Origin of the sequence: Paenimyroides baculatum, from assembly GCF_008629655.1 — a bacterium.
In the GTDB taxonomy this organism is placed as follows: domain Bacteria; phylum Bacteroidota; class Bacteroidia; order Flavobacteriales; family Flavobacteriaceae; genus Flavobacterium; species Flavobacterium baculatum.
Map to the genome: position 1 here is coordinate 42923 of NZ_VWSG01000005.1, position 25623 is coordinate 68545.

24 protein-coding genes and 2 tRNA genes are annotated in these 25623 nt (G+C 33.4%); 13 read left to right on the forward strand and 13 right to left on the reverse strand.

Annotated features, from left to right (window positions below):
- Positions 1–39 precede the first annotated feature (39 nt).
- The 7 genes from porX (at position 40) to pepT (ending at position 5310) form a co-directional block, all read left to right on the forward strand.
- Positions 40–1593: a T9SS response regulator signal transducer PorX gene (porX, locus tag F0460_RS07825; RefSeq protein WP_150011964.1), complete on the forward strand. Its 1554-nt coding sequence runs from the start codon at positions 40–42 to the stop codon at positions 1591–1593.
- A gap of 1 nt (position 1594) precedes the next feature.
- Positions 1595–1999 carry a tRNA (adenosine(37)-N6)-threonylcarbamoyltransferase complex ATPase subunit type 1 TsaE gene (gene tsaE, locus F0460_RS07830; protein WP_150011966.1) on the forward strand — a complete coding sequence of 135 codons (405 nt, stop codon included), beginning with the start codon at positions 1595–1597 and terminating at the stop codon, positions 1997–1999.
- 2 nt (positions 2000–2001) lie between these two features.
- The gene (locus F0460_RS07835; RefSeq protein WP_150011968.1) at positions 2002–3198 is read left to right on the forward strand and encodes an alanine dehydrogenase; all 1197 of its coding nucleotides are present in this window, start codon (positions 2002–2004) and stop codon (positions 3196–3198) included.
- A gap of 37 nt (positions 3199–3235) precedes the next feature.
- A complete protein-coding gene (locus F0460_RS07840; protein ID WP_150011970.1) occupies positions 3236–3616 on the forward strand; it encodes a DUF4258 domain-containing protein in 381 nt (126 codons plus the stop codon).
- 138 nt (positions 3617–3754) lie between these two features.
- A tRNA-Ser gene (locus F0460_RS07845) sits at positions 3755–3839 on the forward strand.
- A gap of 12 nt (positions 3840–3851) precedes the next feature.
- Positions 3852–3932: transfer RNA gene (locus F0460_RS07850), tRNA-Tyr, on the forward strand.
- Between the two features lie 124 nt (positions 3933–4056).
- Entirely contained in the window at positions 4057–5310 is a 1254-nt protein-coding gene (gene pepT / locus F0460_RS07855; RefSeq protein WP_150011972.1) for a peptidase T, read from the forward strand.
- Between the two features lie 35 nt (positions 5311–5345).
- On the opposite strand, the gene F0460_RS07860 is transcribed toward pepT, so the two are convergent.
- From F0460_RS07860 to F0460_RS07875, 4 genes are read right to left on the reverse strand one after another with little or no spacing between them, the layout of a single operon-like run.
- The gene (locus tag F0460_RS07860; protein WP_150011974.1) at positions 5346–5999 is read right to left on the reverse strand and encodes a DUF2461 domain-containing protein; all 654 of its coding nucleotides are present in this window, start codon (positions 5997–5999) and stop codon (positions 5346–5348) included.
- Between the two features lie 21 nt (positions 6000–6020).
- Positions 6021–6911 carry a bestrophin family protein gene (locus F0460_RS07865; RefSeq protein WP_150011976.1) on the reverse strand — a complete coding sequence of 297 codons (891 nt, stop codon included), beginning with the start codon at positions 6909–6911 and terminating at the stop codon, positions 6021–6023.
- A 3-nt stretch (positions 6912–6914) separates the two neighbouring features.
- The gene (locus F0460_RS07870) at positions 6915–7409 is read right to left on the reverse strand and encodes a metallophosphoesterase family protein (RefSeq protein WP_150011978.1); all 495 of its coding nucleotides are present in this window, start codon (positions 7407–7409) and stop codon (positions 6915–6917) included.
- Complete coding sequence (locus tag F0460_RS07875; RefSeq protein WP_150011980.1) at positions 7409–8683, reverse strand: M64 family metallopeptidase; 1275 nt, start codon at positions 8681–8683, stop codon at positions 7409–7411. The genes F0460_RS07870 and F0460_RS07875 overlap by 1 nt, the downstream gene beginning before the upstream one ends.
- Before the next feature lie 293 nt (positions 8684–8976).
- On the opposite strand from F0460_RS07875, the gene truA reads away from it, so the two are divergent.
- The 5 genes from truA (at position 8977) to F0460_RS07900 (ending at position 14403) form a co-directional block, all read left to right on the forward strand.
- Positions 8977–9723, forward strand: coding sequence for a tRNA pseudouridine(38-40) synthase TruA (truA, locus tag F0460_RS07880; RefSeq protein WP_150011982.1), 747 nt, complete (start codon positions 8977–8979; stop codon positions 9721–9723).
- Positions 9710–11464, forward strand: a complete 1755-nt coding sequence (locus F0460_RS07885) for an ABC transporter ATP-binding protein (RefSeq protein ID WP_150011984.1) — start codon at positions 9710–9712, stop codon at positions 11462–11464. Before truA ends, F0460_RS07885 begins: the two co-directional genes overlap by 14 nt.
- 209 nt (positions 11465–11673) lie before the next feature.
- A complete protein-coding gene (gene lpdA, locus F0460_RS07890) occupies positions 11674–13065 on the forward strand; it encodes a dihydrolipoyl dehydrogenase (protein ID WP_150011986.1) in 1392 nt (463 codons plus the stop codon).
- Positions 13066–13150: 85 nt separating this feature from the next.
- On the forward strand, positions 13151–13768 hold the full coding sequence (locus F0460_RS07895; RefSeq protein ID WP_150011988.1) for a hypothetical protein: 618 nt from the start codon (positions 13151–13153) through the stop codon (positions 13766–13768).
- Positions 13769–13794: 26 nt separating this feature from the next.
- Entirely contained in the window at positions 13795–14403 is a 609-nt protein-coding gene (locus F0460_RS07900) for a hypothetical protein (RefSeq protein WP_150011990.1), read from the forward strand.
- Between the two features lie 36 nt (positions 14404–14439).
- On the opposite strand, the gene F0460_RS07905 is transcribed toward F0460_RS07900, so the two are convergent.
- From F0460_RS07905 to F0460_RS07915, 3 genes are read right to left on the reverse strand one after another with little or no spacing between them, the layout of a single operon-like run.
- On the reverse strand, positions 14440–15861 hold the full coding sequence (locus F0460_RS07905; protein ID WP_150011992.1) for an RtcB family protein: 1422 nt from the start codon (positions 15859–15861) through the stop codon (positions 14440–14442).
- Positions 15862–15863: 2 nt separating this feature from the next.
- Positions 15864–16919: a DNA polymerase beta superfamily protein gene (locus F0460_RS07910; protein WP_150012332.1), complete on the reverse strand. Its 1056-nt coding sequence runs from the start codon at positions 16917–16919 to the stop codon at positions 15864–15866.
- On the reverse strand, positions 16891–17670 hold the full coding sequence (locus tag F0460_RS07915; RefSeq protein ID WP_190304122.1) for a nucleotidyltransferase domain-containing protein: 780 nt from the start codon (positions 17668–17670) through the stop codon (positions 16891–16893). Before F0460_RS07915 ends, F0460_RS07910 begins: the two co-directional genes overlap by 29 nt.
- A 225-nt stretch (positions 17671–17895) precedes the next feature.
- On the opposite strand from F0460_RS07915, the gene F0460_RS07920 reads away from it, so the two are divergent.
- The gene (locus tag F0460_RS07920; RefSeq protein ID WP_150011996.1) at positions 17896–18921 is read left to right on the forward strand and encodes a helix-turn-helix transcriptional regulator; all 1026 of its coding nucleotides are present in this window, start codon (positions 17896–17898) and stop codon (positions 18919–18921) included.
- A 35-nt stretch (positions 18922–18956) separates the two neighbouring features.
- Here F0460_RS07920 and dnaB read toward each other — a convergent pair whose 3' ends face one another.
- From dnaB to F0460_RS07950, 6 genes are all read right to left on the reverse strand, one after another.
- The gene (gene dnaB / locus F0460_RS07925) at positions 18957–20483 is read right to left on the reverse strand and encodes a replicative DNA helicase (protein ID WP_150011998.1); all 1527 of its coding nucleotides are present in this window, start codon (positions 20481–20483) and stop codon (positions 18957–18959) included.
- A 151-nt stretch (positions 20484–20634) separates the two neighbouring features.
- Positions 20635–21588 (reverse strand): acetyl-CoA carboxylase carboxyltransferase subunit alpha, encoded by a 954-nt coding sequence (locus F0460_RS07930; protein ID WP_150012000.1) that lies wholly within the window; start codon positions 21586–21588, stop codon positions 20635–20637.
- Positions 21589–21641: 53 nt separating this feature from the next.
- Positions 21642–22526 carry a DMT family transporter gene (locus F0460_RS07935; RefSeq protein ID WP_150012002.1) on the reverse strand — a complete coding sequence of 295 codons (885 nt, stop codon included), beginning with the start codon at positions 22524–22526 and terminating at the stop codon, positions 21642–21644.
- Positions 22513–23586: an LptF/LptG family permease gene (locus F0460_RS07940; RefSeq protein ID WP_150012004.1), complete on the reverse strand. Its 1074-nt coding sequence runs from the start codon at positions 23584–23586 to the stop codon at positions 22513–22515. Before F0460_RS07940 ends, F0460_RS07935 begins: the two co-directional genes overlap by 14 nt.
- Before the next feature lie 9 nt (positions 23587–23595).
- Positions 23596–24726, reverse strand: a complete 1131-nt coding sequence (tgt, locus tag F0460_RS07945; RefSeq protein ID WP_150012006.1) for a tRNA guanosine(34) transglycosylase Tgt — start codon at positions 24724–24726, stop codon at positions 23596–23598.
- 297 nt (positions 24727–25023) lie between these two features.
- Positions 25024–25590 (reverse strand): hypothetical protein, encoded by a 567-nt coding sequence (locus tag F0460_RS07950; protein ID WP_150012008.1) that lies wholly within the window; start codon positions 25588–25590, stop codon positions 25024–25026.
- Positions 25591–25623: the final 33 nt, after the last annotated feature.

Here is a 25623-nt window from a genome sequence, read left to right on the forward strand (position 1 = left end):
TCTAATACCTGTTTTTATAACAGGTAAAATATTATTGCTATGAATGAAATAAAAATATTGTGGGTTGATGATGAAATTGACTTGTTAAAACCACATGTGCTTTTTTTAGAAAAGAAAGGCTATAAAGTAACTACTGCTACCAACGGACAGGATGCGATTGATTTATTTGACGAAGAAAATTTTGATGCTGTTTTTTTAGATGAGAATATGCCGGGAATTACCGGGTTGGAAACTTTGGCAGAATTGAAAGAAAAAAAATCGACCATACCTATTATAATGATCACCAAAAGTGAGGAAGAATTTATAATGGATGAAGCGATTGGATCTAAAATTGCCGATTATTTGATTAAACCTGTAAATCCAAACCAGATCTTGTTGAGTTTGAAGAAGAATTTAGATCATTCAAGGTTGATTTCAGAAAAAACGTCGTTGGATTATCAGAAGGAATTCAGAAAAATTGCAATGGAAATGATGCAGGCAAATTCGCATCAGGAATGGGCAGATTTATACAAAAGATTGATTTTCTGGGAATTGCAATTGGAAACGATCGAAGATCAAAATGTAGCTGAAATTCTTGAAAAACAAAAGGAAGAAGCTAATATTCAATTCGGAAAATTTGTAGAAAAAAATTACGAAGACTGGATTAATAACGATGACGAAGCACCGCTTTTCTCTCACAAACTGTTTGTAAGAAAGGTTGTTCCCGAATTACGTGGCGAAGAAAATGTGCTTTTTGTAGTGATTGATAATTTGCGATACGATCAATGGAAAGCTTTTGAAGGTATCGTCAACCAACATTATAAAGTAGATAAAGAAGAGCATTATTATTCTATACTTCCAACAGCAACGCAATACGCCAGAAACGCTATTTTTTCAGGCTTGACTCCGTTACAAATGGAAAAACAACTGCCACAATATTGGAAAAATGATGTAGATGATGGTGGAAAAAATCTTTTTGAAGCCGAATTTTTAGAAGATCAATTAAAACGTTTGCGTTTAAACATTAAATATGAATATCATAAAATAACCAATTTAAAAGACGGTAAAAAGCTCGCAGAGAATTTTAAATCAAGCAAAAACAATAAGTTAATTGCATTGGTTTATAATTTTGTTGATATGATTTCGCATGCAAAAACCGAAATGGAAGTTATTAAAGAACTGGCATCAACCGATAAAGCATACCGATCGTTAACGCAAAGCTGGTTTAAAAATTCGCCACTTTTAGAAATCATCCAACAAGCACAAACAGCAGGTTTCAAATTAATTATTACAACAGATCACGGAACTATAAACTGTAAAAATCCGTCGCAGGTAATTGGTGATAAAAACACCAGCTTGAACCTTCGATACAAAACCGGAAAATCGTTAACTTACGAACCAAAAGATGTTTATGTGGTTAAAGATCCTAAAAAGGTACAATTGCCGGCAATTAATATGAGTAGTTCGTACATTTTTGCAAAAAGCGATTACTTTTTAGCGTATATTAACAATTACAATTATTACGTAAGTTATTTTAAAAACACGTATCAGCACGGCGGTATTTCGTTAGAAGAAATGATTGTGCCGCTTATAACTTTAACGCCTAAAAAATAAAATGACGATTACTTATTCTATTGATGATTTAGCCGATGTTGCCCGTAAACTAATACAAAACAGTACACACAAAACCTGGCTTTTTAATGCACAAATGGGTGCGGGCAAAACCACTTTAATAAAAGAACTGGCTAAAGAATTAGGCGTAAACGAAATGGCAAGCAGTCCTACTTTTTCAATTGTGAACGAATATTTAGGAACGAACGATAAAGTGTATCATTTTGATCTGTATCGATTAAAAAATAAAGAAGAAGCATACGATATGGGTTTAGACGAATATTTTGATGAAAATGCGTGGTGTTTTGTAGAATGGCCCGATTTGGCACAGAATATTTTACCAAAAAACGTACATACCGTATCTATTACCATTGTTGACGAACATACACGTGAATTAAATTTTGTTTAATTATGGATATAACAAGTCCTTTTTCAAAATCGCAATTAATTCCGCAAGAGGAAAAATTAGAAATCCGTAAAAAACGCGGACAACTTTTTATTGGCATTCCAAAAGAAGATTTTAAAATCGAAAAAAGAATCTGTCTTACACCCGAATCGGTAAATATGCTGGTAAAAGCCGGTCATAAAGTATTGATTGAAGCCGGTGCGGGTACAGAAGCCAGTTACGATGATAAAAAGTACAGCGAAGCCGGTGCAACTATTACGCATGATAAAGAAAAAGTTTTTGGGTGCCCTATTATTTTAAAGGTTGAACCACCTACAATTGATGAAATCAGGTTAATGAAACCAAAGACTTATCTTTTTTCGGCATTACAGCTTAAAACACAGAAAAAGGAATATTTTGAAGCATTAGAAAAGAAAAAAATAACGGCACTTTGTTACGAATTCATAAAAGATCGTTACGGCGCATATCCTTTTCTGCATGCTATAAGCGAGATTGCGGGTATTGCATCAATACAGATTGCAAGCGATTATATGTGCCGCATGAATGGTGGTAAAGGATTACTTTTTGGAAACATTACAGGCGTTCCACCAACGGAAGTAGTCATAATCGGAGCAGGTTTGGTAGGCGAAGCGGCAGTAAAAACAGCGCTGGCATTGGGCGTAAACGTAAAAGTTTTCGATAATAATATCCATAAATTAAAACGTCTGCAAAAATCCTTACCTACACAAATATTCACATCAACCATACAAGAACGCGTGCTAACAAAGGCTTTAATGCGTTGCGATGTTGCCATTGGTGCCATAAAAGGCTGTAACCGCTCTCCTATTGTTATTTCGGAAGAAATGGTTCAGCGCATGAAACCGGGGTCGGTAATTATTGATGTTTGTATTGATAATGGCGGTTGTTTTGAAACATCTGAAGTAACTACACACGAAAATCCTGTAATTACCAAATACGGCGTTATTCATTACGGCGTTCCAAATATTACTGCAAAATACTCAAAAACAGCGTCGCTGGCAATAAGTAACATCATATCGCCCTATTTGTTAGATTTAACCGAAAACGGTTCTATAGACGATGCCATCAGCTACGACAATACCATTAGATCGGGAATTTACATGTACAAAGGCAGTCTGGTTAACGAAGCTATTGCAAAATGGTTCAATCTACCGTTTAAAGACCTTAATTTAATATTTCTATAACTAATAATAGTTGTATTTTTGCCCAAAATTATTTTTCATGAAGTTTCCACAGCGTTTTGCTTACTATTTATTAGGATTATTGATCGGAGGAATTATTGTATATTATTTTTTCGATGCTAAAGATGCCGATTTTTGTTACCTGCCAAACTGCAGAGTTTTAAAAGATTTACGATCAAAACCATTAACCATTTCAGATAAAGCACAGATTAGTTTTGACGACGCTTTGATTAATATGAACGATGTTAAGATGTGCCTTACTCATGGCGATGTAAATTTTGACAAAAGCAATGTTTTTGAACAAGGTGGCAAATTATACATAATTGAAGGACAAAATACTAAAAAAGAAGCTATTACGGTAGAAATGATCAATTACTCGGAAAAAGTCATGATTAAAGACGTATATCCTACCAAAAAATAATTTCACTTTTTTATTTCTGATTATGAAACAGTTATAAAAAAAATAAAAAAAAAGTTACAAAAGCCCTTGCAAAATAGGAAATTCGCTCTATATTTGCATCACAATTAAGGAACGAAAGAACATTAATTGTAAGACCAAGGAGAAATGGCAGAGTGGTCGAATGCGGCAGTCTTGAAAACTGTTGACTGTAACAGGTCCGGGGGTTCGAATCCCTCTTTCTCCGCAAAAATGGCCAGGGGAGATACTCAAGCGGCCAACGAGGACGGACTGTAAATCCGTTGGGAAACCTTCGCAGGTTCGAATCCTGCTCTCCCCACAAAAAAAGCTACCTATTTAGGTAGCTTTTTTTATATTTATTTCTTATCCAAATAAAAACACCTAACCCTTTATAAAGTAATCTGTTTTTAATAAATTTGTAAGATATTAAGCTTTAATTTAAAATGGAAAACAAACAACATATTATTGATCGATTTATAAGTTACGTAACAGTTGATACAGAATCGGATCCAAATTCAGAAACTACTCCATCAACTAAAAAACAGTGGGATTTAGCAAATAAATTAGTCGAAGAATTAAAACAAATTGGTTTAGAAGAAGTAACGATTGACGAAAACGCTTACATAATGGCTACTTTACCAAGCAATGTTTCGCACGAAGTTCCTACAATTGGATTTGTTTCGCATTTTGATACGTCGCCAGATTTTACAGGTGCGAACGTAAAGCCACAGATTGTTGAAAATTATGATGGAGGTGATATCCTTTTAAATAAAGAGCAAAATATTGTATTATCGCCTAATTATTTTGACGATTTATTGCAATATAAAGGTCAAACGATCATTACCACAGACGGAACAACTTTGTTGGGAGCTGATGATAAAGCAGGAATCTGTGAAATTGTTTCAGCAATGGAATATTTAGTTCAGCACCCAGAAATCAAACATGGAAAAATAAGAATTGGCTTTACTCCTGATGAAGAAATTGGTCGTGGTGCACATAAATTCGATGTTGAAAAATTCGGAGCAGAGTGGGCTTATACAATGGACGGAAGTCAGATCGGAGAATTAGAATATGAAAATTTCAATGCTGCCGGAGTTAAATTAATTTTCAAAGGAAAAAGCGTTCACCCTGGTTATGCAAAAGGTAAAATGATCAATTCTATGCTTTTGGCAAACAAATTTATATCAAAACTTCCATTGAAAGAAGTTCCTGAAAAAACTACTGGTTATGAAGGATTTTTCCATGTGAACGATATTCACGGTTCTATAGAAGAAACTGAAGTTCACATGATTATTCGCGATCACAGTATGAAGAAATTCAAAAAACGTAAAAAACTGATCCGTGAAATGGTGAATAAATTCAACAAAAAATATGCTGAAAAATTTGGCGATAAAATTGTTGATTGCGAAATAAAAGATCAATATTATAACATGAAGGAAAAAGTAGAACCTGTAATGTATGTTGTTGATATTGCAGAAGAAGCAATGAAAGAATTAAATATAAAACCAATTATCAAACCTATTCGTGGCGGAACCGACGGTTCTCAACTTTCGTACATGGGATTACCTTGTCCGAATATTTTTGCTGGCGGACATAATTTTCATGGAAAATATGAATACGTTCCAGTTGAAAGCATCTTAAAAGCCACTGAAGTTATTGTTAAAATAGCAGAAATTACTGCGAAGAGAAAATTTTAATATAAAAAAAACAAAAGCTGCTAAATTTAGCAGCTTTATTTTTTCTCTCCATTTAAATTGGTCAGTAAAACATCGGTCATGTAATCTACAAATGGTCTTGATTTTTTGAAAACGTTTGCGGCTTCTTTATAAAAATCAGGACTTAAAACTTCTTTGTCTGTGAATTTATGAATCAGTAAGAACTGTTTTTTCTTTAGTAAAGCAATTCGCCCGTGGGTTTTATCGAAACCTTTTGGAGCCGTTTTAACTTCATCGCCTTCCAAGTTTCCAAATGTAGCTTTAATATCTTTAGAATTCAATATGATCTCTAATTCATCATCTAATTCTATTTCTTTTCGAATTCGCAATAAATCTTCTTTGTTCGGATCGAAAAAACCAATACCAATAAAAGATTTCCCTGGTTCAATATGAAGGTAATATCCACCACGATAATCGGGCTGTAATCTGCCTATGTACATAGAAAAATGATTTTTGTAAGGAGTTTTATCGGCAGAAAATCGAACATCACGATAAATTCTATATATCTTTAAAGGTTCTAAATGATCTGCTGGTTTTAATTCGTTATAAACCGCATTAAACAAACCTGCTGCGACTTCTTTAGCTTCTTCAAAACTCTTCTTATTTTCAACAAACCATTCGCGGTTGTTATTTTTTTCTAACTTCTTTATAAAATCTAAAACCTGTTGCATTTTTTTAATTTAAAGATACTATTAATTATTCCCCTGTAAAACGTTTGAAACATATTTTCCTATGTTTTCGGCAATTTTTGCGGTTGGTAAATCATCGGTTCCTCCATTAAACGGATCTTCAATTTCTTCAGCAATTAACTCAATACTCAACAAAACATAGAAAACAATCATTACCAGCGGAACAATAAAATAACCTGTGGTAAAAACGTACCCCATTGGCAAAGTAAGCACATAAACAAAGATAAATTTTTTTATAAAAACAGCATAAGCAATGGGAATTGGTGTATTTTTAATACGTTCGCACGCACCGGCAACATCTAACAAACCGTTTAAATTCTGATCTATAATTATTTTATCGTGCGGAGTGATTACTTTTTCTTCTTCCAATTTCTGCAAAGCAATGTACATTCTGCTGACTACTTTTGTTGGCGGATGCTGTGCTTTTAAAGACTCTTCGTATTCCGGATGTTCTTCTTCATCAAGCATATATTTTGTTGATTCACTTGTAAGGTGCGTGTGCAATACCTTTGCAAACAACTTTATTTTGTTGGTAAAATAAATGCGTGAAACTTTATCATCTTCTGGCAGCAGAGCGTTCAATTTAATAGCAAGATTACGAGAATCGTTTACGAGTTTTCCCCACATTTTACGACCTTCCCACCAACGATCGTAAGCTGTATTTGTTCGAAAAACCAATAGTAACGATAATACAAAACCAATCACGGTATGCAATATCGATGTGTTTTTTAAGGTAGAATTTTGTTTAAGATCAAAATAATCAAGTTCCAGATATGCAACCAGCCATGATAATATCCCCATGAGGATAATGGATGGCCACAGCTGCCGAATGGTATCCGATTTGTGTACCTTAAAAATAAAACCCAACCAATCTTTTGCGTTGTATACTTGCATATTTTATCTTTTACCTAATTCTATAACTTCTAAATTTTCAATCTTATCTTTATCAATTTCAAATCGAAGCATTGTTCGCATCTGATGAAATCCGTAAATACCTGCTGCACCAGGATTTAAATCCAAACAATTAAACTGTTTATCGAACTGAACTTTTAATATATGTGAATGTCCGCAAATGAAAATATCGGGTTTATATAACGCAAATCCTTCTTTAATTCTTGCAGGATATTTCCCAGGATAACCACCAATATGCGTAATCCAAACCTTTTTATTTTCGCACATAAAAACAGCATCCAACGGAAATTCTTTTCGTGCTTCCGCATCATCAATATTCCCGTAAACAGCTTTTAACGGTTTTATTTTTTTAAGGGCATCGGTAACTTTTAAATCGCCAATATCGCCTGCATGCCAAACTTCATCTGCCTGTTCTGCATAATGCAAAATTCGATCGTCGATGTAACTATGAGTGTCAGACAATAACAAAATTTTCTTCATTACTTTTTTTGCTTGGTTGTATAAAATAAAATCATTTCTTCGATTGCATTGCTACAAACCGGACAAAAATCTTCGGTATTGTTGATTTTCATTCTGCAGGTTAATGTTGGAATATACAGTCCGTTCCCTTTCAATCCTTCAAAAGCTCCGATTTCGATTTCTTTCTGCGTGGATACATCTGTTGGAACAGGCGTTTCAGTTTTTAACAAATTCTTCCATTTAGATGAAAAATCAACCAGCGAAGTAATATTTTTCTCCCAAGGTTCGATACTTAACGTGGCTTTATTTTCAAAAACATCTTCCGCATAAAAATACTCGTCTGCCAAACCTGCAAAACTATGTCCGAATTCGTGAACAACAACCGGCGCAAATTCTTTGTTTTTTGTCGTGGTTAAACTGTACGAATTTAAAATACCGCCACCACCGTAAAAATCGGTATTTGCCAAAATAATAATGTGCTGATACGGAATGTTTTCTAAGTGATTATGAAGCAATTTGGTATGCAATGTGGTTAAGTATCGATTAGAATAAAAAGTATCGAAGTTTGATTTAACTGCCGTATTCAACCACATATCTTTCGATGGTATGCTTATCCCCGATTGTTTTGAAACCGTTTTAACTGCAACTATTTCAAAATAATCCTGATATTTTTTAAAAACCTTATGCTTAAACAGATTTTCAACGGTTTTATGCGCATATTCCATAAAAAGATCCAATTCATTTTCAGCATATCCTTCGGCAACCAATGCAATTTTAATAGGATTTTTAACTTTAGAATGATGAACAACTTCATACGGATTTTGAACATCTGTAGATTTTCGAATTAAAATATCTTTTGGATCGATAAACTGCTGCGATAATATTCTTTCTTGTCTATCAGACGTAAAAAATGAAACATCAACTCGAACCGGTTCTTTCGGAAAAGGAATCAAAAAAGAATTCTCAAAACTCTTAAACTGCTTTTTAGCATCTTCTAACGTTAACCATTCCTGAAACAGACTTCCAAACGGTAAAACGTAAATAAGTTTATCATTTGCAGTACTGTAAACTTTAATTTGTCCGTTACCTTGAATGGACGTAACCGAAAGATTATCAACACGTCCGTGCCATTTACTTAACTGAATCATTTCACTTAAATAAATATTCTGCTGGTTGGCGTTTCCAGCAAAAATATAATCCAAACGTAAGGTTTTATCGGTAAAGTAATCATTGAAATTCTGAGCGCTTGCAATAAAGCTAATCAGTATAAAAATAAGGGATAGAAATTTTTTCATGAAATATTGTTTCTACAAAAATATTAGTTTTTTGTTAATTAAATAATCTAAACTTAAATAGATAATAATCCAAATAAACAATATAGATACATAGATGTTCAAACTATATTAATTTGAGTTTTAAATAGATTTTATCTACTATAAAACATAGCTCAACTATGCGGTGTATTAATCTATGAAATCTTTATAAAATATTGATAATATGAACCTATGTGGTTTTAAAAAGTTTACATGGGTTTAATACAAGCATTCCGCTAAATTAAAGTATATTTGTACGTTTAAATTTTTAATAATTGAGGTACTTTATTCAGTTTGCATATAACGGTACAAATTATCACGGTTGGCAGCTGCAACCCAAGGCAATTAGCGTACAGGAAGTTTTAACAAAAGCTGTAAATGTATTGTTTAGAGATGATTTTGAACTGGTTGCTGCAGGCAGAACCGATGCCGGTGTACATGCCAAATTAATGTATGCGCATTTTGATACCGATATGGTGTTTGATAAGCAGTTGATGGTTCAAAAATTAAATTCGTTTTTACCTGAAGATATTACTGTTTTTAATTTTTTTGAAGTTGCTAATGATGCACATGCGCGTTTTGATGCTGTTTCAAGATCATACGAATATCATATCAACACGTTTAAAAACAGCTTTTTAAAGAATTTAAGTTATTATCAGTTTAGAAATTTAGACATTGATAAAATGAACGAAGCTGCCAAAATTTTGTTGCAATACGAGGATTTTGAATGTTTCAGTAAAACACATACCGATGTTTTCACCTTTAACTGCAGCATAACTACAGCTTATTGGGAAAAGAACGGTTCGCAATTGATTTTTCATATTTCGGCAAATCGTTTTTTACGCAATATGGTTCGGGCAATTGTCGGTACCATGCTGAATGTTGGGATGGGAAAAATTTCGATAAGCGATGTTCATGAAATCATAAAAAGCAAAAATCGCGGTAAGGCAGGTTTTTCTGTTCCGGCACACGGTTTATATTTAACACAAGTAGTATATCCATACATAAATGAAACAAAATAAAACTTCTACATTAAAAAAAGTAATGCATTACGCGCAACCCTACAAAGACAAAATGTTTTGGGTGGTGCTTACCGTGATTACGCTTGCTGTTTTTGGAGCAATTCGCCCTTACATGGTTAAAAATGTAGTTGATGTTTATATTGCAAAAGCCGATTTAAACGGATTAGCTATATACGTGGGTTTAATGGCTTTGGTACTTATTTTAGAAGTTTCGTCGCAGTTTTTCTTTACCTACATTGCAAGCTGGTTGGGACAAAACATTATTAAAGACATACGTACCAATTTGTTTGATAAGATGCTTAAATTTAGATTGAGTTATTTTGATAACGAGCCTGTTGGTAAATTAATTACCCGAAATGTATCTGATATCGAGAATATTGCAAGTATTTTTAGTCAAGGATTATTTATGATTGTGGGCGATGTTTTAAAAATGGTGGTTGTATTGGGAATTATGACGTGGATGAACTGGAAACTGACCATTATTGTAATTGTTGCCATGCCGGTTCTACTATATGCCACTCGAATTTTTCAGAAACACATGAAAGTAGCTTTTGAGGAAGTTCGCTTGCAGGTTGCCAATTTAAACACTTTTATACAAGAACGATTAACAGGAATGAAAATCGTACAATTATTTAATCGTGAGCAGATCGAATACGAAAACTTTAAAAAAATCAACCAGAAACATAACGATGCGTGGCAGAAAAACATTCTGTACAACTCCATCTTCTTCCCTATTGCCGATATTGTTTCGGCGGTAACATTGGGTTGCGTAATTATTTATGGTGGATTTACCATTGTTCAAGGCGATAATTTAACTACAACAGGAGATTTGTTTGGATATACCATGATGATTTCGATGTTGTTTAACCCGTTGCGACAAATTGCCGATAAATTTAATGTAATGCAAATGGGAATTGTGGCTGCAGACCGAGTTTTTGAAATTTTAAATCGTGATGATTTAATTCAGGAGGAAGGAAAAGTTACAGCTCCTGCTTTTAAAGGTGCGATTGATCTTAAGAATGTCGATTTTAGTTACAGCAATGGAAAAAAAGTTATAAACAGTATTAATCTGAATATTAAAGCAGGACAAACAGTTGCGTTTGTTGGAGCTTCGGGTGCAGGAAAATCAACCATTGCCAATCTTTTAAGTCGGTTTTACGATATTGAATCAGGCGAAATTTTGATTGACGGAATGAACATCAACGATTTCACTTTAAACAGTTTACGCGATCAAATTGCAGTTGTTTTACAAGATGTTTTCTTGTTTTCAGATTCTATTTTAAACAACATTATTTTAGATAATTCCAAAATCACTAAAGAACAGGTAATCGCTGCAGCAAAAGAAATTGGTATTAACGATTTTATAGAGAAACTTCCAGGCGGATACGATTACAACGTAAAAGAACGCGGAGTAATGCTTTCATCGGGTCAGCGCCAATTGATTGCCTTTTTGCGTGCGTACATGAGCAATCCGAGTATTTTAATTTTAGATGAAGCTACTTCTTCTATCGATACGTATTCAGAAGAATTATTGCAAAAGGCTGTCGAAATCATTACAAAAGATCGTACGTCAATCATTATTGCACACCGTTTGGCAACCATTGTAAATGCCGATTTAATTGTGGTTATGGATCAGGGCAGAATTGTTGAAACCGGTACACACGCGCAATTGTTAACCAAAGAAAACGGAGCATACAAAAATCTGTACGAATCACAGTACGCAAGTGTATCAGCCAATTGATAATTTTAAATGTATTAGGTTATTAGTTGTAAGTTTTAGGTTGTACAGTTAAACAATTAAATGTTCTGATCTTTTGACCTTACGACTTTTCGACTTTTGACTTAAATAGTTTTTAAAAAAATTCTTAAATTCGCAACGCATATCGTGCACTTAAAAAATAAAACAATCAACGCTTAAGCTTAATGCTTTAAGTTTAAAACAAATAAAAAATGAAATACGATATTATCATCTTAGGTAGCGGTCCGGGCGGATACGTAACAGCCATCAGAGCATCGCAATTAGGTTTTAAAGTTGCAGTTGTAGAGAAAGAAAATTTAGGCGGAATCTGCTTAAACTGGGGATGTATTCCTACAAAAGCTTTATTGAAATCTGCGCAGGTTTTTGATTATTTAAAACACGCTGCTGATTATGGTTTAACGATCAATGGCGAAGTTGATAAAGATTTTGATGCTGTAATTGCACGTTCACGCGGTGTTGCAGACGGAATGAGCAAAGGTGTTCAGTTCTTAATGAAGAAAAATAAAATCGAAGTTATCGATGGTTTCGGAAAAGTAAAACCAGGCAAAAAAGTTGATGTTACAGATAAAGACGGTAAAGTAACCGAAATTTCTGCAGATCATATTATTATTGCAACAGGTGCACGTTCTCGTGAATTGCCAAACTTACCGCAAGATGGTAAAAAAGTAATTGGTTACCGCCAGGCAATGACGTTGGAAACACAACCAAAGAAAATGATCGTTGTAGGTTCGGGAGCAATTGGTGTTGAGTTTGCGCATTTCTATAATTCAATGGGAACAGAAGTTACTATTGTTGAATTTATGCCGAATATTGTTCCGGTTGAAGACGAAGATGTATCTAAACAAATGGAGCGTTCTTTGAAAAAATCAGGAATTACCATTATGACGAATTCATCTGTTGAAAAAGTTGATACATCGGGCGAAGGTGTTAAAGCTACTGTGAAAACAGCTAAAGGAGAAGAAATTTTAGAAGCTGATATTTTACTTTCTGCAGTTGGTATCAAATCAAACATAGAAAATATCGGATTAGAAGAAACAGGAATTGCTACAGACCGTGATAAGATCTTGGTAAACGATTTCTACCAGACAAATATTCCGGGTTATTATGCAATTGGCGATGTAGTTCCAGGTCAGGCTTTGGCACACGTTGCTTCGGCTGAAGGTATTTTATGTGTAGAGAAAATCGCAGGTTTACATGTTGATCCGTTAGATTACGGAAACATTCCTGGTTGTACTTATGCAACCCCAGAAATTGCATCTGTTGGTATGACAGAGAAAAAAGCAAAAGAAGCGGGTTACGAAATTAAAGTTGGTAAATTTCCGTTCTCTGCATCAGGAAAAGCAAAAGCTGCCGGAACTCCAGACGGTTTCGTAAAAGTAATTTTCGATGCTAAATACGGTGAATGGTTGGGTTGCCACATGATTGGTGCCGGCGTTACCGATATGATTGCAGAAGCTGTTGTTGCCCGTAAATTAGAAACTACAGGTCACGAAATTTTAAAAGCAGTGCACCCTCACCCTACTATGAGTGAAGCGGTTATGGAAGCTGTTGCCGCTGCTTACGATGAAGTGATTCACTTGTAATAAGTTAGTTATATTATATAATAAACCTCAAAGGAATTAATCTTTTGAGGTTTTTTTGTATGTTTACTTTTTTAAAATTATACTTATGATTTTCCGAATTTTAGTTACTCTTTGTTTATTGATAGCATCTTTTTCTACTTTTGCACAAGATGAAGAACCACAATGTGTAAGAATCAAGAATTTTTCTGTTGAAGAACGAAATCAAGATTATCCATTTAATAAAGCTAAAAGAGTTGTATTTGCATCCTTTAAAGAAAATCACAGGAAACTTTTAAAGAATAAAGATAGAGTCTATGAAAAGGGTGAAATAAGTAGTTACGTCGAAGGAGAAATTATGCAGGAATATTTTGACTCTCTTAAGGTAGATTTAACAAGATACAATCCTAATGATTTTGAAGAAAAAGTTGATTTAAATGATGAGCAAAGAAATGAATTAACTGATTTGATTTTTAACTTTGGAACTAAAAAAAAGAATTTAACTGTTGAAGGAGCTAAATGCTATACGCCACGAAATGCTATTTTATTTTTTAATGAAAATGATGAACTATTTGGCTTTTTAGAAATTTGTTTTCAATGTAATGGATTTAGAAAAAGTACTAAAGAAATTGATTTGTATAATAGATGTGGGGAAAAATTATACTTGCTAAAAGAACAATTTGCTAAAGCAGGTATTGAGTACGGGATTAAAAAAAGCTCAAATTAAATATCATTTTCCAATTAAAACAATAAATGAAATTAGCTCCAATAATAATATTCTTTTTCTTAAAAATAAATTCAGGTTTTTCTCAAACATATGATGCTCCTTGTAGTAGAGTTAACGAATTTTCAATTGAGCGACGCAATCAGAATTATCCATTTAATCAATCAAAGAAAATTTTATTTGTTTCGTATAAAGAAAGTATTGAAAAATTAGAAAGTTTTCAAAAGAAGAAATCAAATATTAAAACAGAAGAATTCATTCATGGAGAAATTATGTCTAAATATTTCAAATATCTTAAGTACGATTATTCAAGATATGATCCCGATTGTTTTGAAGAGAAAATTGAACTAAATGAAGATCAAAAAAATGAACTAACCGATATCATTTACAACATAGGAAAAAACATTGAAACAAATGGTATGAGAGGAAGCGGATGTTACGCTCCAAGAAATGCCATTTTATTTTTTAATGAAAATGATAAACTATTTGAGTACTTTATAATCTGCTTTAGTTGCAATATAATTTCTCCAAGCGTTACATCGTTTAGTTTTAATGATGATTGTACAGAGAAAATCTCACTTCTTGAAGATTTATTTGAAAAAGTAGGAATTGACTTTGGCGTAAAAAAAGCGTTGTAAAGCTAAAGTTCACAACGCTTTCTAACAAACTTAATATTAATCCTCTCTACTTCCGTCATCAGCCATACGAACCATTTTAGGGGTAAACGTAGCAACAACATCAATCAGGCTCTTTTGAGCTTCCATAACCTGATGAATATCTTTATAAGCCATAGGTGCTTCATCTAAACCGGCACCAATCAAGGTTACATTATGATCTTTTAAAATAGCTTTAAAATCGATTTTTGAAATTTCTTTCTTTGCCTGTGTTCTACTCATTTGTCGTCCGGCACCGTGCGATGCAGATTGAATAGCTTCGGGTTCGCCTTTTCCACGTACTAAAAACCCAGGTGCTGTCATAGATCCCGGAATAATTCCCATAACATCTTTACTTGCAGGCGTTGCACCTTTTCGGTGAACAATAACCTCTTCCCCATTCCACTGCTCTTTCCAAGCAAAATTATGATGATTTTCAACCTTTGCTAAAACTTCTACACCTAACGCTTTCTGCATTTTATGATGGATCACTTCATGACAAGCCGATGCATAATCACCCGCCAAATTCATTGTCAACCAATATTCCTGTCCTTCGGTTGAATTCAAATCGAAATAAGCCAGATTTTTAGCTTCCTGTGGCAACTTACAAACCTTTTTAGCCAACTGCGTATAATGTCCGGCAATGGTGGCACCAAAACCACGAGAACCTGAATGCGTCAATAAAGCCACATATTTACCTTTTTCTATATTCAGCATTTCGTCACGTTCTGCAAATTCAATAATACCAAACTCCACAAAATGGTTTCCACCGCCAGAACTTCCCAATTGCGTCCATGCTTTATCTTTTAAATTCTGTAAAAGCGGATTTTCATTAAACAACTGATTTTCTAAAACTTCATGATCAAATCTGTACTGACCTCGAAAACCGTTTCCTGCACCAAAATTTGATTGCGCAATTAATTCCCGTTTAAACTTCGATTGATTTTCCTCGAAAAACGATTCTTCCATATCATAAATAGAAAGTGCCATTCTACAACCAATATCAACACCCACACCATAGGGAATAATGGCGTTTCTAGTTGCCAAAACTCCACCAATCGGTAATCCGTAACCCTGATGTGCATCGGGCATTAAAGCACCTGCAACCGAAACAGGCAGTTTCATAGCAGTATCCATTTGCTTTCTGGCTCCTTCTTCAATATGATCGTTCCCAAAAACAGCATACTGTCTCGGATTTGTTTCTAACGGAATGGTATCGCTATCCATTTCATTTTGCAACGTAATGATTTGTTGCGCTAAAGGATAAAACTCCGATGTTTCAAATGTTTTTTCGGGTTGTGAAATAACGTTTTTCAAAGTGTTTAACACCTCGCCTTTATTTAAAGATCCTTGGTAGTTTTCACAAAAATCTAATGTTTTTCCTAAAATGATATTTTCTTCAAAACCTATACGCAGTAGGTCTTTTCCTATTACTTTTTTCATGATTAATTGTATAATTTTAAACGAAGTTTAACCAATAAATTTTCAATTTTATTTAAATCTGGACTTGTTATTAATGTCGATTTTTTATAATATTCTTCTATTTCAACTATTAAATCATCAGCCATATTAACAACTTCTTCATAAGAGTATATTCCTGATTTAATTTCTAACAATTCCGTTCTATTGTCAACTTCTATTATTAATTGTTTATTCTTAAAAATTTTCAAAGCCATTTGCAGTAAACGGATCGTATGCATCATGTTTTTAGCATCGTACCCCTTTCCGTGCATTTTATTGGATTGAAATCTATCAATATTTCTTTTTGAAACCCATTCCCAATATTCACTATATTTCTTACAGTAAGTAGAATAAGCATCTTTGTTAAAATACAGTATTATTGCGGAAGAACTGCTTTGTGGAATGCTACTTAACGTAACTTCGTTTGACTCATCACTATTACATATTCCATTATAAACATCCACTTTCAAATCATAAAAAAGATTATAAGTATCTTTTAAATGGTTTAATTTACTTAGACCGCAATTTTGCTGCTTTAAGTTGTTAGCAACTAACCAATCTTGTAAGTCAAGAGTAATTCCATTTTCAACAACATAACAGAAATCTAAAACTGTTTTTCGTTCTTTATCCATAGGATGAAACATTTTCTTGTTTAATCCTTTTGCTTTTTTTATTTGTGATAAAGCGTAACCAACGAAAGTATCTTTAGTTAAAAGTGACAGAAAATCGGCTATCTTTATTTCGTTCATCAATTCGTTTTTGTATAATATACAATGTTCAGGTGTCGCCAACATTTCTAAAATATTTGGGTTGTTTTTAGAAAGAAGTTCGATGAATCTACCTAATTCGTAGTAAACAATATCGTTGGTTTCGTTACTGATTTGTGGAACATAATTAAGTCCGTAAAAATGATTTTTGGGCATATAGAAAACACCTCGAATATCAGTATCCGATTTTTCTGTATTTAAACCATAAGCTTTACTTCCCGAAATACATTCGAAAAGGATCAGGTTATTTTTCTTCAAAAAATCTATTGTCAGCATCTGTTATTATTTTATAAAAAGTTTCATTTAATGATTCAATATCAAATGTTCCTTTACGTTTAACTTTTTCAGAATCCGAAAGTTCTTTATAAATTACCTTTAAGTAATCAATCAGTTCTGAATTTATCTTCTCGGTATATTTTTCACCGGCATCTTTCTTTACAGCCAGCAATCGATTTGTTTCTTCAATAAGTGATTTATCATCTACCAGAATCATTAATTTTGAAAATTCCATTGGCGGAAATTGATTGTTTTCCATTGCAAATCGAGCTGCTAATAACGATCTGTAGATATAAAAGAAATCTTTCAACCGTATATTTTCTTCGTTAAGCACATCCATTTTTTTATGAACTAAACCTAAATAATGGTGAACTAAAGTTTGCTGACAAAAATAATTTGGAAGCAATTCTTCGATCATTTCAAAGAAAATGTCTTCTTTCTGATAAATTACAGGTGACTGCATCCATTCAAATGGTGTTGCATTTGACGCATACAATAATTTTAGAAATTTCTTTAAATCCCAACCGTTGATATCAAGATCATTATTAATTGGAAAATCGAAAAAATCAGCTTGTTCATTAATATACAAATAATGCTTTTTAGGTTTTACATAAACAAATCGCACATCAAAATCACTATCTATAGATGAAAATCCCCAACCTCTACTACCCGATTCTATGGCAAAAAGTATTTTTATTCCTTTTTCCTTTTCTATTACGTTAAGTTTTTCTTTTATTATATCCTTCATAATATTTCTTTTAAGTAATTTAATAGCTTTTAACATTACAAAGATGACCTTGATACTACGCAATTTAAATGCGTAACTAAAAAAATATAAAAATTATTTTATAAACAACTATATTTAAACAACTTACAATTTAATATCTTTTATTTCGGAAGATTTTATTTAAAACTACGCAAATACATTGCGTATTAAATTGTATTTTTGATTGATTTTCAATACCAAATAACTATGGCAACGAACAAATCTGCTTTAATTCGATATAAAACCATTGATAAATGTTTACAAAACCGTTACAGAAAATGGACGTTGGAAGATTTAATTGAAAAAGTTTCGGATGCTTTGTATGAATTTGAAGGCATTACAACCGGAGTTAGCAAACGTACCATTCAGGCTGATATTCAGTTTATGCGTAGTGATAAGTTGGGATATAATGCACCAATTGTTGTAACCGACCGCAAGTTTTATAGCTATGATGATCCTGATTATTCCATCACAAAATCGCCTATTAAAGAAGAAGATGTTGATAAAATGAAGGAAATTGTTTCGCTTTTAAAACAGTTTAATGGTTTTCAGTATTTTGATGAAATGAGCGAATTGATTGCCAAATTGGAGAACAACATTTATAAATCTGCAAAGAAAACGCCGAACTACATTCAATTTGAAGACAATAAACAGTTAAAAGGAATTGATCATTTAAGCAGGCTGTACCAGGCAATTTTACAGAAAAAACCGTTGTTGATTGAATATAAATCGTTCAAATCTAAACAGGCAATTAAAGAAATTTATCATCCGTATTTGTTGAAAGAGTATCGAAACCGCTGGTTTTTAATTACCCGAAACAACAAAGGAAAACTTTTGGTAACCCTTGCTTTAGACAGAATTGAAGCTTTTTACGAATTAGACTCCAATCTTTTTCAACCTTACGAAGGCATCGATTTTGAAACCTATTTCAATGAATGTATTGGTGTAACACGAAGTGTAAAAGACCGACCGCAAAAGGTTATTTTAAAGTTTAATGTTAAAAATGCTCCGTATGTAAAAACAAAACCGCTTCATTATTCGCAACAAATTCTACAGGAAGATGAAAATGGTATGATTGTCCGTATTGATGTTATTCCAAACTTTGAACTAGAGCGTGAAATTTTAGGATTTGGAGAATGCGTTAAAGTATTGGGACCAAGAAATTTAAAAAGATTGATACAATATAGAGTTGCAAAGAATAATAGGATTTATAACACAGAAAATGATTCATAAAAAAGTCCGAAGGAATTCTTCGGACTTTTTATATATTAAAAAGGAACATCGCTGTCATCACTGAAACTGCTTCCAAAAATCTGATCGCTTGGTGGTAGATCATTTGTTAAATTTCGATCGTTCATGCTAGACGGAAATTCATCAAAAGGCATAAAAGCATCATCTAAATTATCAAACTTACCAAATTTACCAAGGAATTTCAATCGAATATTATCTAAACCACCATTACGGTGCTTTGCCACAATAAATTCAGCCTGACCTTCGGTTGGACTTTGTTCATCATCGTCCCAAACATCAATTTTATAATATTCTGGTCGGTAAATAAACGATACAATATCGGCATCCTGCTCAATTGCTCCCGATTCACGTAAATCTGAAAGCAATGGTCGTTTTGATGATCCACGGGTTTCAACCGCACGCGATAACTGTGAAAGTGCAATAACAGGAATATTTAACTCTTTTGCCAAACCTTTTAAGTTACGCGAAATGGTAGAAATTTCCTGCTCACGGTTTCCGCCACCTTTACCGTTTCCACCGGCTGTCATTAACTGCAAATAATCAATAACAATAAGCTGAATATCGTATTGTGATTTTAAACGTCGAGCTTTTGCACGTAAATCGAATATGGATAACGAAGGGGAATCATCAATAAACAAAGGTGCTTTTTCTAAATCTTTCACCTTTACATTCAGCTGTTCCCACTCGTGCTGTTCTAACTTACCGGTTCTTAATTTTTCTGAAGACAAACCTGTTTCCGACGAAATTAAACGGGTAATTAACTGCACACTAGACATCTCTAACGAAAAGAAAGCTACACCTCTGTTCGCATCAATGGCGATATTTCGAGCCATAGAAAGTACAAACGCCGTTTTACCCATACCGGGACGTGCCGCGATGATGATTAAATCCGATGGTTGCCAACCAGATGTTAATCCGTCTAATTTATGAAAACCTGTTGGCAAGCCCGATAAACCTTCACGCTTACCGATTTCTTCGATACGTTTTTTTGCCTGTGCAACTAAAGATTGAGCAGTTTCGGTACTTTTCTTAATGTTTCCTTGGGTAACATCGTATAATTTTGATTCTGCTTGATCTAACAGTTCAAAAATATCCGAAGATTCATCGTAGGCATCTTCAATAATTTCTGACGAAATTTTAATCAGACTGCGTTGAATGAATTTCTGTAAAATAATACGTGAATGGAACTCGATATGCGCCGATGAGGCAATCTTTTGTGTAAGATTAATCAGATAGAAATCGCCACCTACTAATTCTAATTTACCATTTTTTCTTAACTGTGTAGAAACCGTTAAAATATCAATTGGCTGACTGGCTTTAAAAAGCATTTCAATAGCATCATAAATATGTTTATGCGCGTCTTTGTAAAATGCATCGGGTTTTAAAATATCAATAGCTTCGTCAACTCCCTTTTTATCAATCATCATTGCACCCAGCACAGCTTCCTCTAAATCAACTGCTTGCGGCGGAATTTTTCCTTTTTCTAAGGAAATTATATTCTGACTGTTTTTATAATTAGGATTTAATACTTTCTCTGGTTCCATAAAGCGAATTTAGTTTTTTTAAAGGTATTTTACTAACTAAACTTATTAACTATTTGGTAAAATTGAAAATATTTTAGTGTTGATAAATTAATTTAAATAAAACAAAAAGCTGAACAAAATGTTCAGCTTTTTAAATATTTTATAGTTTGAATTACTCTGAAAATTCACCCATATTAGCGTATTTATCCATACGTTCGTTAATTAGGGTATCTATTTTCTTTTTAGATAATTCGTTGTATGTTTTAACAATGGTTTTCTTCACTGTTTCAAAAGTAGCTTCACGATCATAGTGTGCACCACCTAACGGTTCAGGAATAATATCGTCAATAAGTTTGTTTTTCTTCATGTCAACCGATGTTAGTTTTAAAGCATCAGCAGCAATCTCTTTATATTCCCAGCTACGGAATAAGATCGATGAACAAGATTCAGGAGAAATTACCGAATACCAAGTGTTTTCTAACATGAAAACCTTATCACCTACTCCAATTCCTAATGCTCCACCAGAAGCTCCTTCTCCAACAATAATTACAATAATTGGCACTTTAATACGGAACATTTCAAAAATATTTCGTGCAATTGCTTCACCTTGTCCACGCTCTTCGGCTTCCAACCCTGGATAAGCTCCCGGAGTATCAACAAAAGTTACAACAGGCACGTTGAATTTTTCTGCCATACGCATTAAACGCAACGCCTTACGGTAACCTTCTGGGTTTGCCATACCAAAATTACGGTACTGACGTGTTTTTGTATTGGTTCCTTTTTGCTGACCAATGAACATGAACGACTGATCGCCAATTTTTCCTAATCCGCCAATCATTGCCTTATCGTCTTTAACACCTCTGTCGCCAAAAAGTTCTAAAAACGAATCGCCGCAAATTGCCTTGATATAGTCTAATGTATAAGGACGGTTTGGATGACGTGATAATTGTACTCGCTGCCAAGCATTTAAGTTACCGTATATTTCTTTTTTGGTTTCTTCTAATTTCTTTTCGATATTTTTACAAGTTTCTGTAACATCCACATCAGATTCTTCACCAATAATCTGGCATTTATCCAATTGTTCATTTAACTCTTTAATAGGTAATTCGAAATCTAAATACTCCATAAACCCTTTAATATTTTATGTGTTTTGCAGCTACAAATATAGCGTTTTTATAATTATACCGATGCTTTTTTACGATTTTTAAAATAGGCATTTAACAGCACCGTAAGCAGAATGATTAATGCGCCAAAGTAAAAAGCAGGTGTCATTTTTTCTTGATCCTTAAATAGAAAAACCGCCAGTAAAATACCGTAAATTGGTTCTAAATTTATCGTCAGCATAATGGTGTAAGGCGATAAATACTTCATGATATCAATAGTAGCAATAAACGGATAAGCCGTACAGATTGATCCCAATATACCTAACCAGATATAATCGTTTGGTTGAAAGTTGAAGTTTGCAACGGTAAATCCACCTTGAAAAAATAGGAAACATGCCAAAATAAACAAACCACCTACCAATTCGTAAAAACTTATAACAACACTATCATGCGAGTTTGCCAATTTTCCGTTGATGATTGAAAACGATGCTGATAAAAATGCTGATGTCAATGCTACCAGAATTCCCATTTTGTATTGGGTTTCAAACTGAAAAATCAGTAATAATCCCACAACAACCAAACATCCCAACAAAACTTCGTACAAAATAAATTTACGTTTGTAGAAAATAGGTTCTAATATCGAAGTAAAAAAAGCTCCGGTTGAAATACAAGCTAATGTTATGGATATGTTCGAAATTTTAATGGCATAGAAAAACGTAAGCCAGTGCAAGGCTATGACAAATCCGAAGATAAAAAATCGAAAAATATCTTTTGGTGCAATTGCCAGGTTCTTCTTCTTTATCAGCAAGTAAAACAAAATTACGCTGATACCTATTGCAATTCTGGTAAAAACCAACGGTAAAGCCTGTAAGGTAATCAGTTGACCCAGAATGGCAGTAAATCCCCAAATAAAAACGATTAAATGAAGATGTAACTGATTTTTTAAATTAACGTTTGGCATTATTTAAGAGATAAACAGCCAGGATTCCGAAAATTACGTTTGGAAACCATACTGCAAATAAGGGATTGATACTTGAGGCTTCTGCCAACGTACCGAAAATTTTATCGAAAAATATATAAGTAAACGCCAAACCAATGCCCATGGCAAGGTTCACCCCCATTCCGCCACGACGTTTCATTGACGAAACTGCCACTGCAATAATTGTTAGAATAAAAGCTGAAACCGGAACACTGTATTTTTTGTATTTTACGACCATGTACGCGTTGATGTTTGATGATCCGCGCATTTTTTCTTTTTCTATGAACTGATTCAATTGAGAAAGTGTCATGGTTTCGGCAGCATAAATTGCCGGCGTTAAATCATCAACTTCAAAACTAAATTTCATGCGTTTTTCAGATTCTTTTTCGATCTGATCATCTTGCTTACCAACCGTTCTTTTTTGATAGTTATATAAGGTATAATCTTTTGTGCTGTCGTTATAAACAATTCGTCCGGCTTCGATTTTTGAAACCAAATTCAATCCGTTGAACTTTTCTAACGTAAAATTATATCCTGTTTTAGAACTGTAACTAAAATTACTTACAAAGATGAATTCGTTTTTATTGAGCTGTTTAAATACGTTTTGTGTTTCGCGAATTTCTTTCCGCTTTAAATATTTGTATCTAAAATCGTTATAACCCAAACTTGCTTTAGGGACAATAAAAAAGCCCATTAACAAAGCAAAAATCGATATAAATGTTGCACCAATAATGTACGGACGCAGAAAGCGCATATACGAAATTCCGGAACTTAAAATAGCCACAATTTCGGTATTAGATGCTAATTTTGACGTAAACCAAATAATGGAAATAAACAAAAATATCGGGAAAAGCATGTTGGCAAAATAGATGGTAAAATTGCCGTAGTACTCCAAAACATCAACCAGCGGAATGTTGTTTTCAAGAATTTTATTAATTCTGTCGGCAACGTCAACCGCAATTCCAATAGGAATAAAAAGCAAGATCATTACAAAGAATGTTCCCAGATATCTTTTTAATATGTACCAGTCAATGATTTTCATTATGCCTAATTATAAACGGGTAGCCATTTGTTTTACCATTTTTTCTTTCCATGCGTAAAACGTTCCGGCAATAATCTGTCTGCGGGCTTCACGCACCAACCACATGTAAAAACCAAGGTTGTGAATAGTTGCAATTTGTTTCCCCAAATATTCATCAGACACAAATAAATGACGCAAATATGCTTTAGAATAATCGGTATCAACCCAAGTGTTCCCCATTGGATCGATCGGACTGTAATCATCAGCCCATTTTTTATTTTTTATATTGATGAAACCTTCGCTGGTAAACAACATTCCGTTACGTGCATTACGTGTAGGCATAACGCAATCGAACATATCAATACCCAACGCAATATTTTCTAATATATTAATCGGCGTACCAACACCCATTAAATAACGTGGTTTGTCTTTAGGAAGGATATTTGTAACGATTTCGCACATTTCGTACATTTCATCGGCAGGTTCACCAACCGATAATCCGCCAATGGCATTCCCAACCGCGCCTGCATTTGCAATATATTCTGCCGATTGCGCACGTAAATCTTTAAAGGTTGATCCTTGAACAATAGGAAAAAATGCTTGATTGTAACCGTATTTTGTAGGAACTTTTTCTAAATGATTAATACAACGATCTAACCAGCGATGCGTCATGTGCATTGAACGCTGTGCATAACGGTAATCGCAAGGATAAGGTGTACATTCATCGAACGCCATAATGATATCGGCACCAATCGTACGCTGAATTTCCATTACATTTTCAGGAGAGAAAAAGTGGTAAGATCCATCGATATGCGATTTAAACTTAACACCTTCTTCTTTAATTTTTCTTCTGCCTGATAACGAATAAACCTGAAAACCACCAGAATCGGTCAAAATATTACGATCCCAATTCATGAATTTATGTAATCCGCCGGCTTTTTCTAAAATTTCGGTTTTCGGACGCAAATACAAATGGTAGGTGTTTCCTAAAATAATATCGGGATTAATATCTTCTTTTAATTCGCGCTGATGCACTCCTTTAACAGTTCCTGCCGTTCCAACGGGCATAAATATTGGGGTTTCAATAACGCCGTGATCAGTTGTAATAACTCCTGCCCTAGCTTTTGAGTTTATATCGGTGTGCAATAAATCGAATTTCATACTTGTTGTTTACAAGCTGCAAATATACGCTTTTTGGTATTTAGTTTTTTGGTTATGTTTTATAGATTTTTGTATGAATATAAATAAAAAAATCGCAAAGAATTAATTATTAATAATATTCATATTGACTATAGAAATCAACAACCGGATATTTTAAATGTTCTTTAACTTTATAATTGTCGCTATCATATGTAATGAAATATTCAGCATACGAAGTTCCATTATCAGCAGTTCTTTCTATTAAGATTCTATCGTTTTTATCTATACTTTTTATCGCTCTGTAGGCTTTTGTATATATTATAAAACGGGATTTGTTTTATCATTATAACTATAAGTATAAACTTCACTATAACTTTTTTCAACAATTAAATTGCCATTTAAATAATATTTGTTATTGCTTTTTACACTGCCATCATTATTATATTCGTATTTAATAGTTTGTGATGAGCCACTAGCTTTTATATATTGATGTTCTTCAATAATCTGATTTGATTTATTATAAGTAAAATAATCTTCACTCTCATATTCATTTACAGTATTTTCGATACTACCTTCTGCACTTAAATTGACTATAGAAATAAGTTTATTAGTTTTATCATAGCTGAATTTTTGTATTGAATAACGGTCAAAACCAGAAATATTTTGTCCTCTATATCTACTAAATATAGAATCTATGAATCCTGAAGAGTTATAATAATATTGATGCTCCCCAACTCTATCAACCATTTTTTTGATTTTCTTTCCAAGTGGAGGTATTTCTGCGGTTTGATCATTACGTTGTCTTTCAAAATCATTTCTTAAAAAGTCATCATCTGCACATGCTATTAAACTAAAAATTGACAATAAAAATATTAATTTTTTCATAAGTACTTATGTTTATATGTTAAAGATAATAAA

Coding starts and splice junctions, on each gene's coding strand:
- porX (WP_150011964.1), top strand. CDS start 40: ATGAATGAAATAAAAATATTGTGGGTTGATGATGAAATTGACTTGTTA.
- tsaE (WP_150011966.1), top strand. CDS start 1,595: ATGACGATTACTTATTCTATTGATGATTTAGCCGATGTTGCCCGTAAA.
- F0460_RS07835 (WP_150011968.1), top strand. CDS start 2,002: ATGGATATAACAAGTCCTTTTTCAAAATCGCAATTAATTCCGCAAGAG.
- F0460_RS07840 (WP_150011970.1), top strand. CDS start 3,236: ATGAAGTTTCCACAGCGTTTTGCTTACTATTTATTAGGATTATTGATC.
- pepT (WP_150011972.1), top strand. CDS start 4,057: ATGGAAAACAAACAACATATTATTGATCGATTTATAAGTTACGTAACA.
- F0460_RS07860 (WP_150011974.1), bottom strand. CDS start 5,999: ATGCAACAGGTTTTAGATTTTATAAAGAAGTTAGAAAAAAATAACAAC.
- F0460_RS07865 (WP_150011976.1), bottom strand. CDS start 6,911: ATGCAAGTATACAACGCAAAAGATTGGTTGGGTTTTATTTTTAAGGTA.
- F0460_RS07870 (WP_150011978.1), bottom strand. CDS start 7,409: ATGAAGAAAATTTTGTTATTGTCTGACACTCATAGTTACATCGACGAT.
- F0460_RS07875 (WP_150011980.1), bottom strand. CDS start 8,683: ATGAAAAAATTTCTATCCCTTATTTTTATACTGATTAGCTTTATTGCA.
- F0460_RS07885 (WP_150011984.1), top strand. CDS start 9,710: ATGAAACAAAATAAAACTTCTACATTAAAAAAAGTAATGCATTACGCG.
- lpdA (WP_150011986.1), top strand. CDS start 11,674: ATGAAATACGATATTATCATCTTAGGTAGCGGTCCGGGCGGATACGTA.
- F0460_RS07895 (WP_150011988.1), top strand. CDS start 13,151: ATGATTTTCCGAATTTTAGTTACTCTTTGTTTATTGATAGCATCTTTT.
- F0460_RS07900 (WP_150011990.1), top strand. CDS start 13,795: ATGAAATTAGCTCCAATAATAATATTCTTTTTCTTAAAAATAAATTCA.
- F0460_RS07905 (WP_150011992.1), bottom strand. CDS start 15,861: ATGAAAAAAGTAATAGGAAAAGACCTACTGCGTATAGGTTTTGAAGAA.
- F0460_RS07915 (WP_190304122.1), bottom strand. CDS start 17,670: ATGAAGGATATAATAAAAGAAAAACTTAACGTAATAGAAAAGGAAAAA.
- F0460_RS07920 (WP_150011996.1), top strand. CDS start 17,896: ATGGCAACGAACAAATCTGCTTTAATTCGATATAAAACCATTGATAAA.
- dnaB (WP_150011998.1), bottom strand. CDS start 20,483: ATGGAACCAGAGAAAGTATTAAATCCTAATTATAAAAACAGTCAGAAT.
- F0460_RS07930 (WP_150012000.1), bottom strand. CDS start 21,588: ATGGAGTATTTAGATTTCGAATTACCTATTAAAGAGTTAAATGAACAA.
- F0460_RS07935 (WP_150012002.1), bottom strand. CDS start 22,526: ATGCCAAACGTTAATTTAAAAAATCAGTTACATCTTCATTTAATCGTT.
- F0460_RS07940 (WP_150012004.1), bottom strand. CDS start 23,586: ATGAAAATCATTGACTGGTACATATTAAAAAGATATCTGGGAACATTC.
- tgt (WP_150012006.1), bottom strand. CDS start 24,726: ATGAAATTCGATTTATTGCACACCGATATAAACTCAAAAGCTAGGGCA.
- F0460_RS07950 (WP_150012008.1), bottom strand. CDS start 25,590: ATGAAAAAATTAATATTTTTATTGTCAATTTTTAGTTTAATAGCATGT.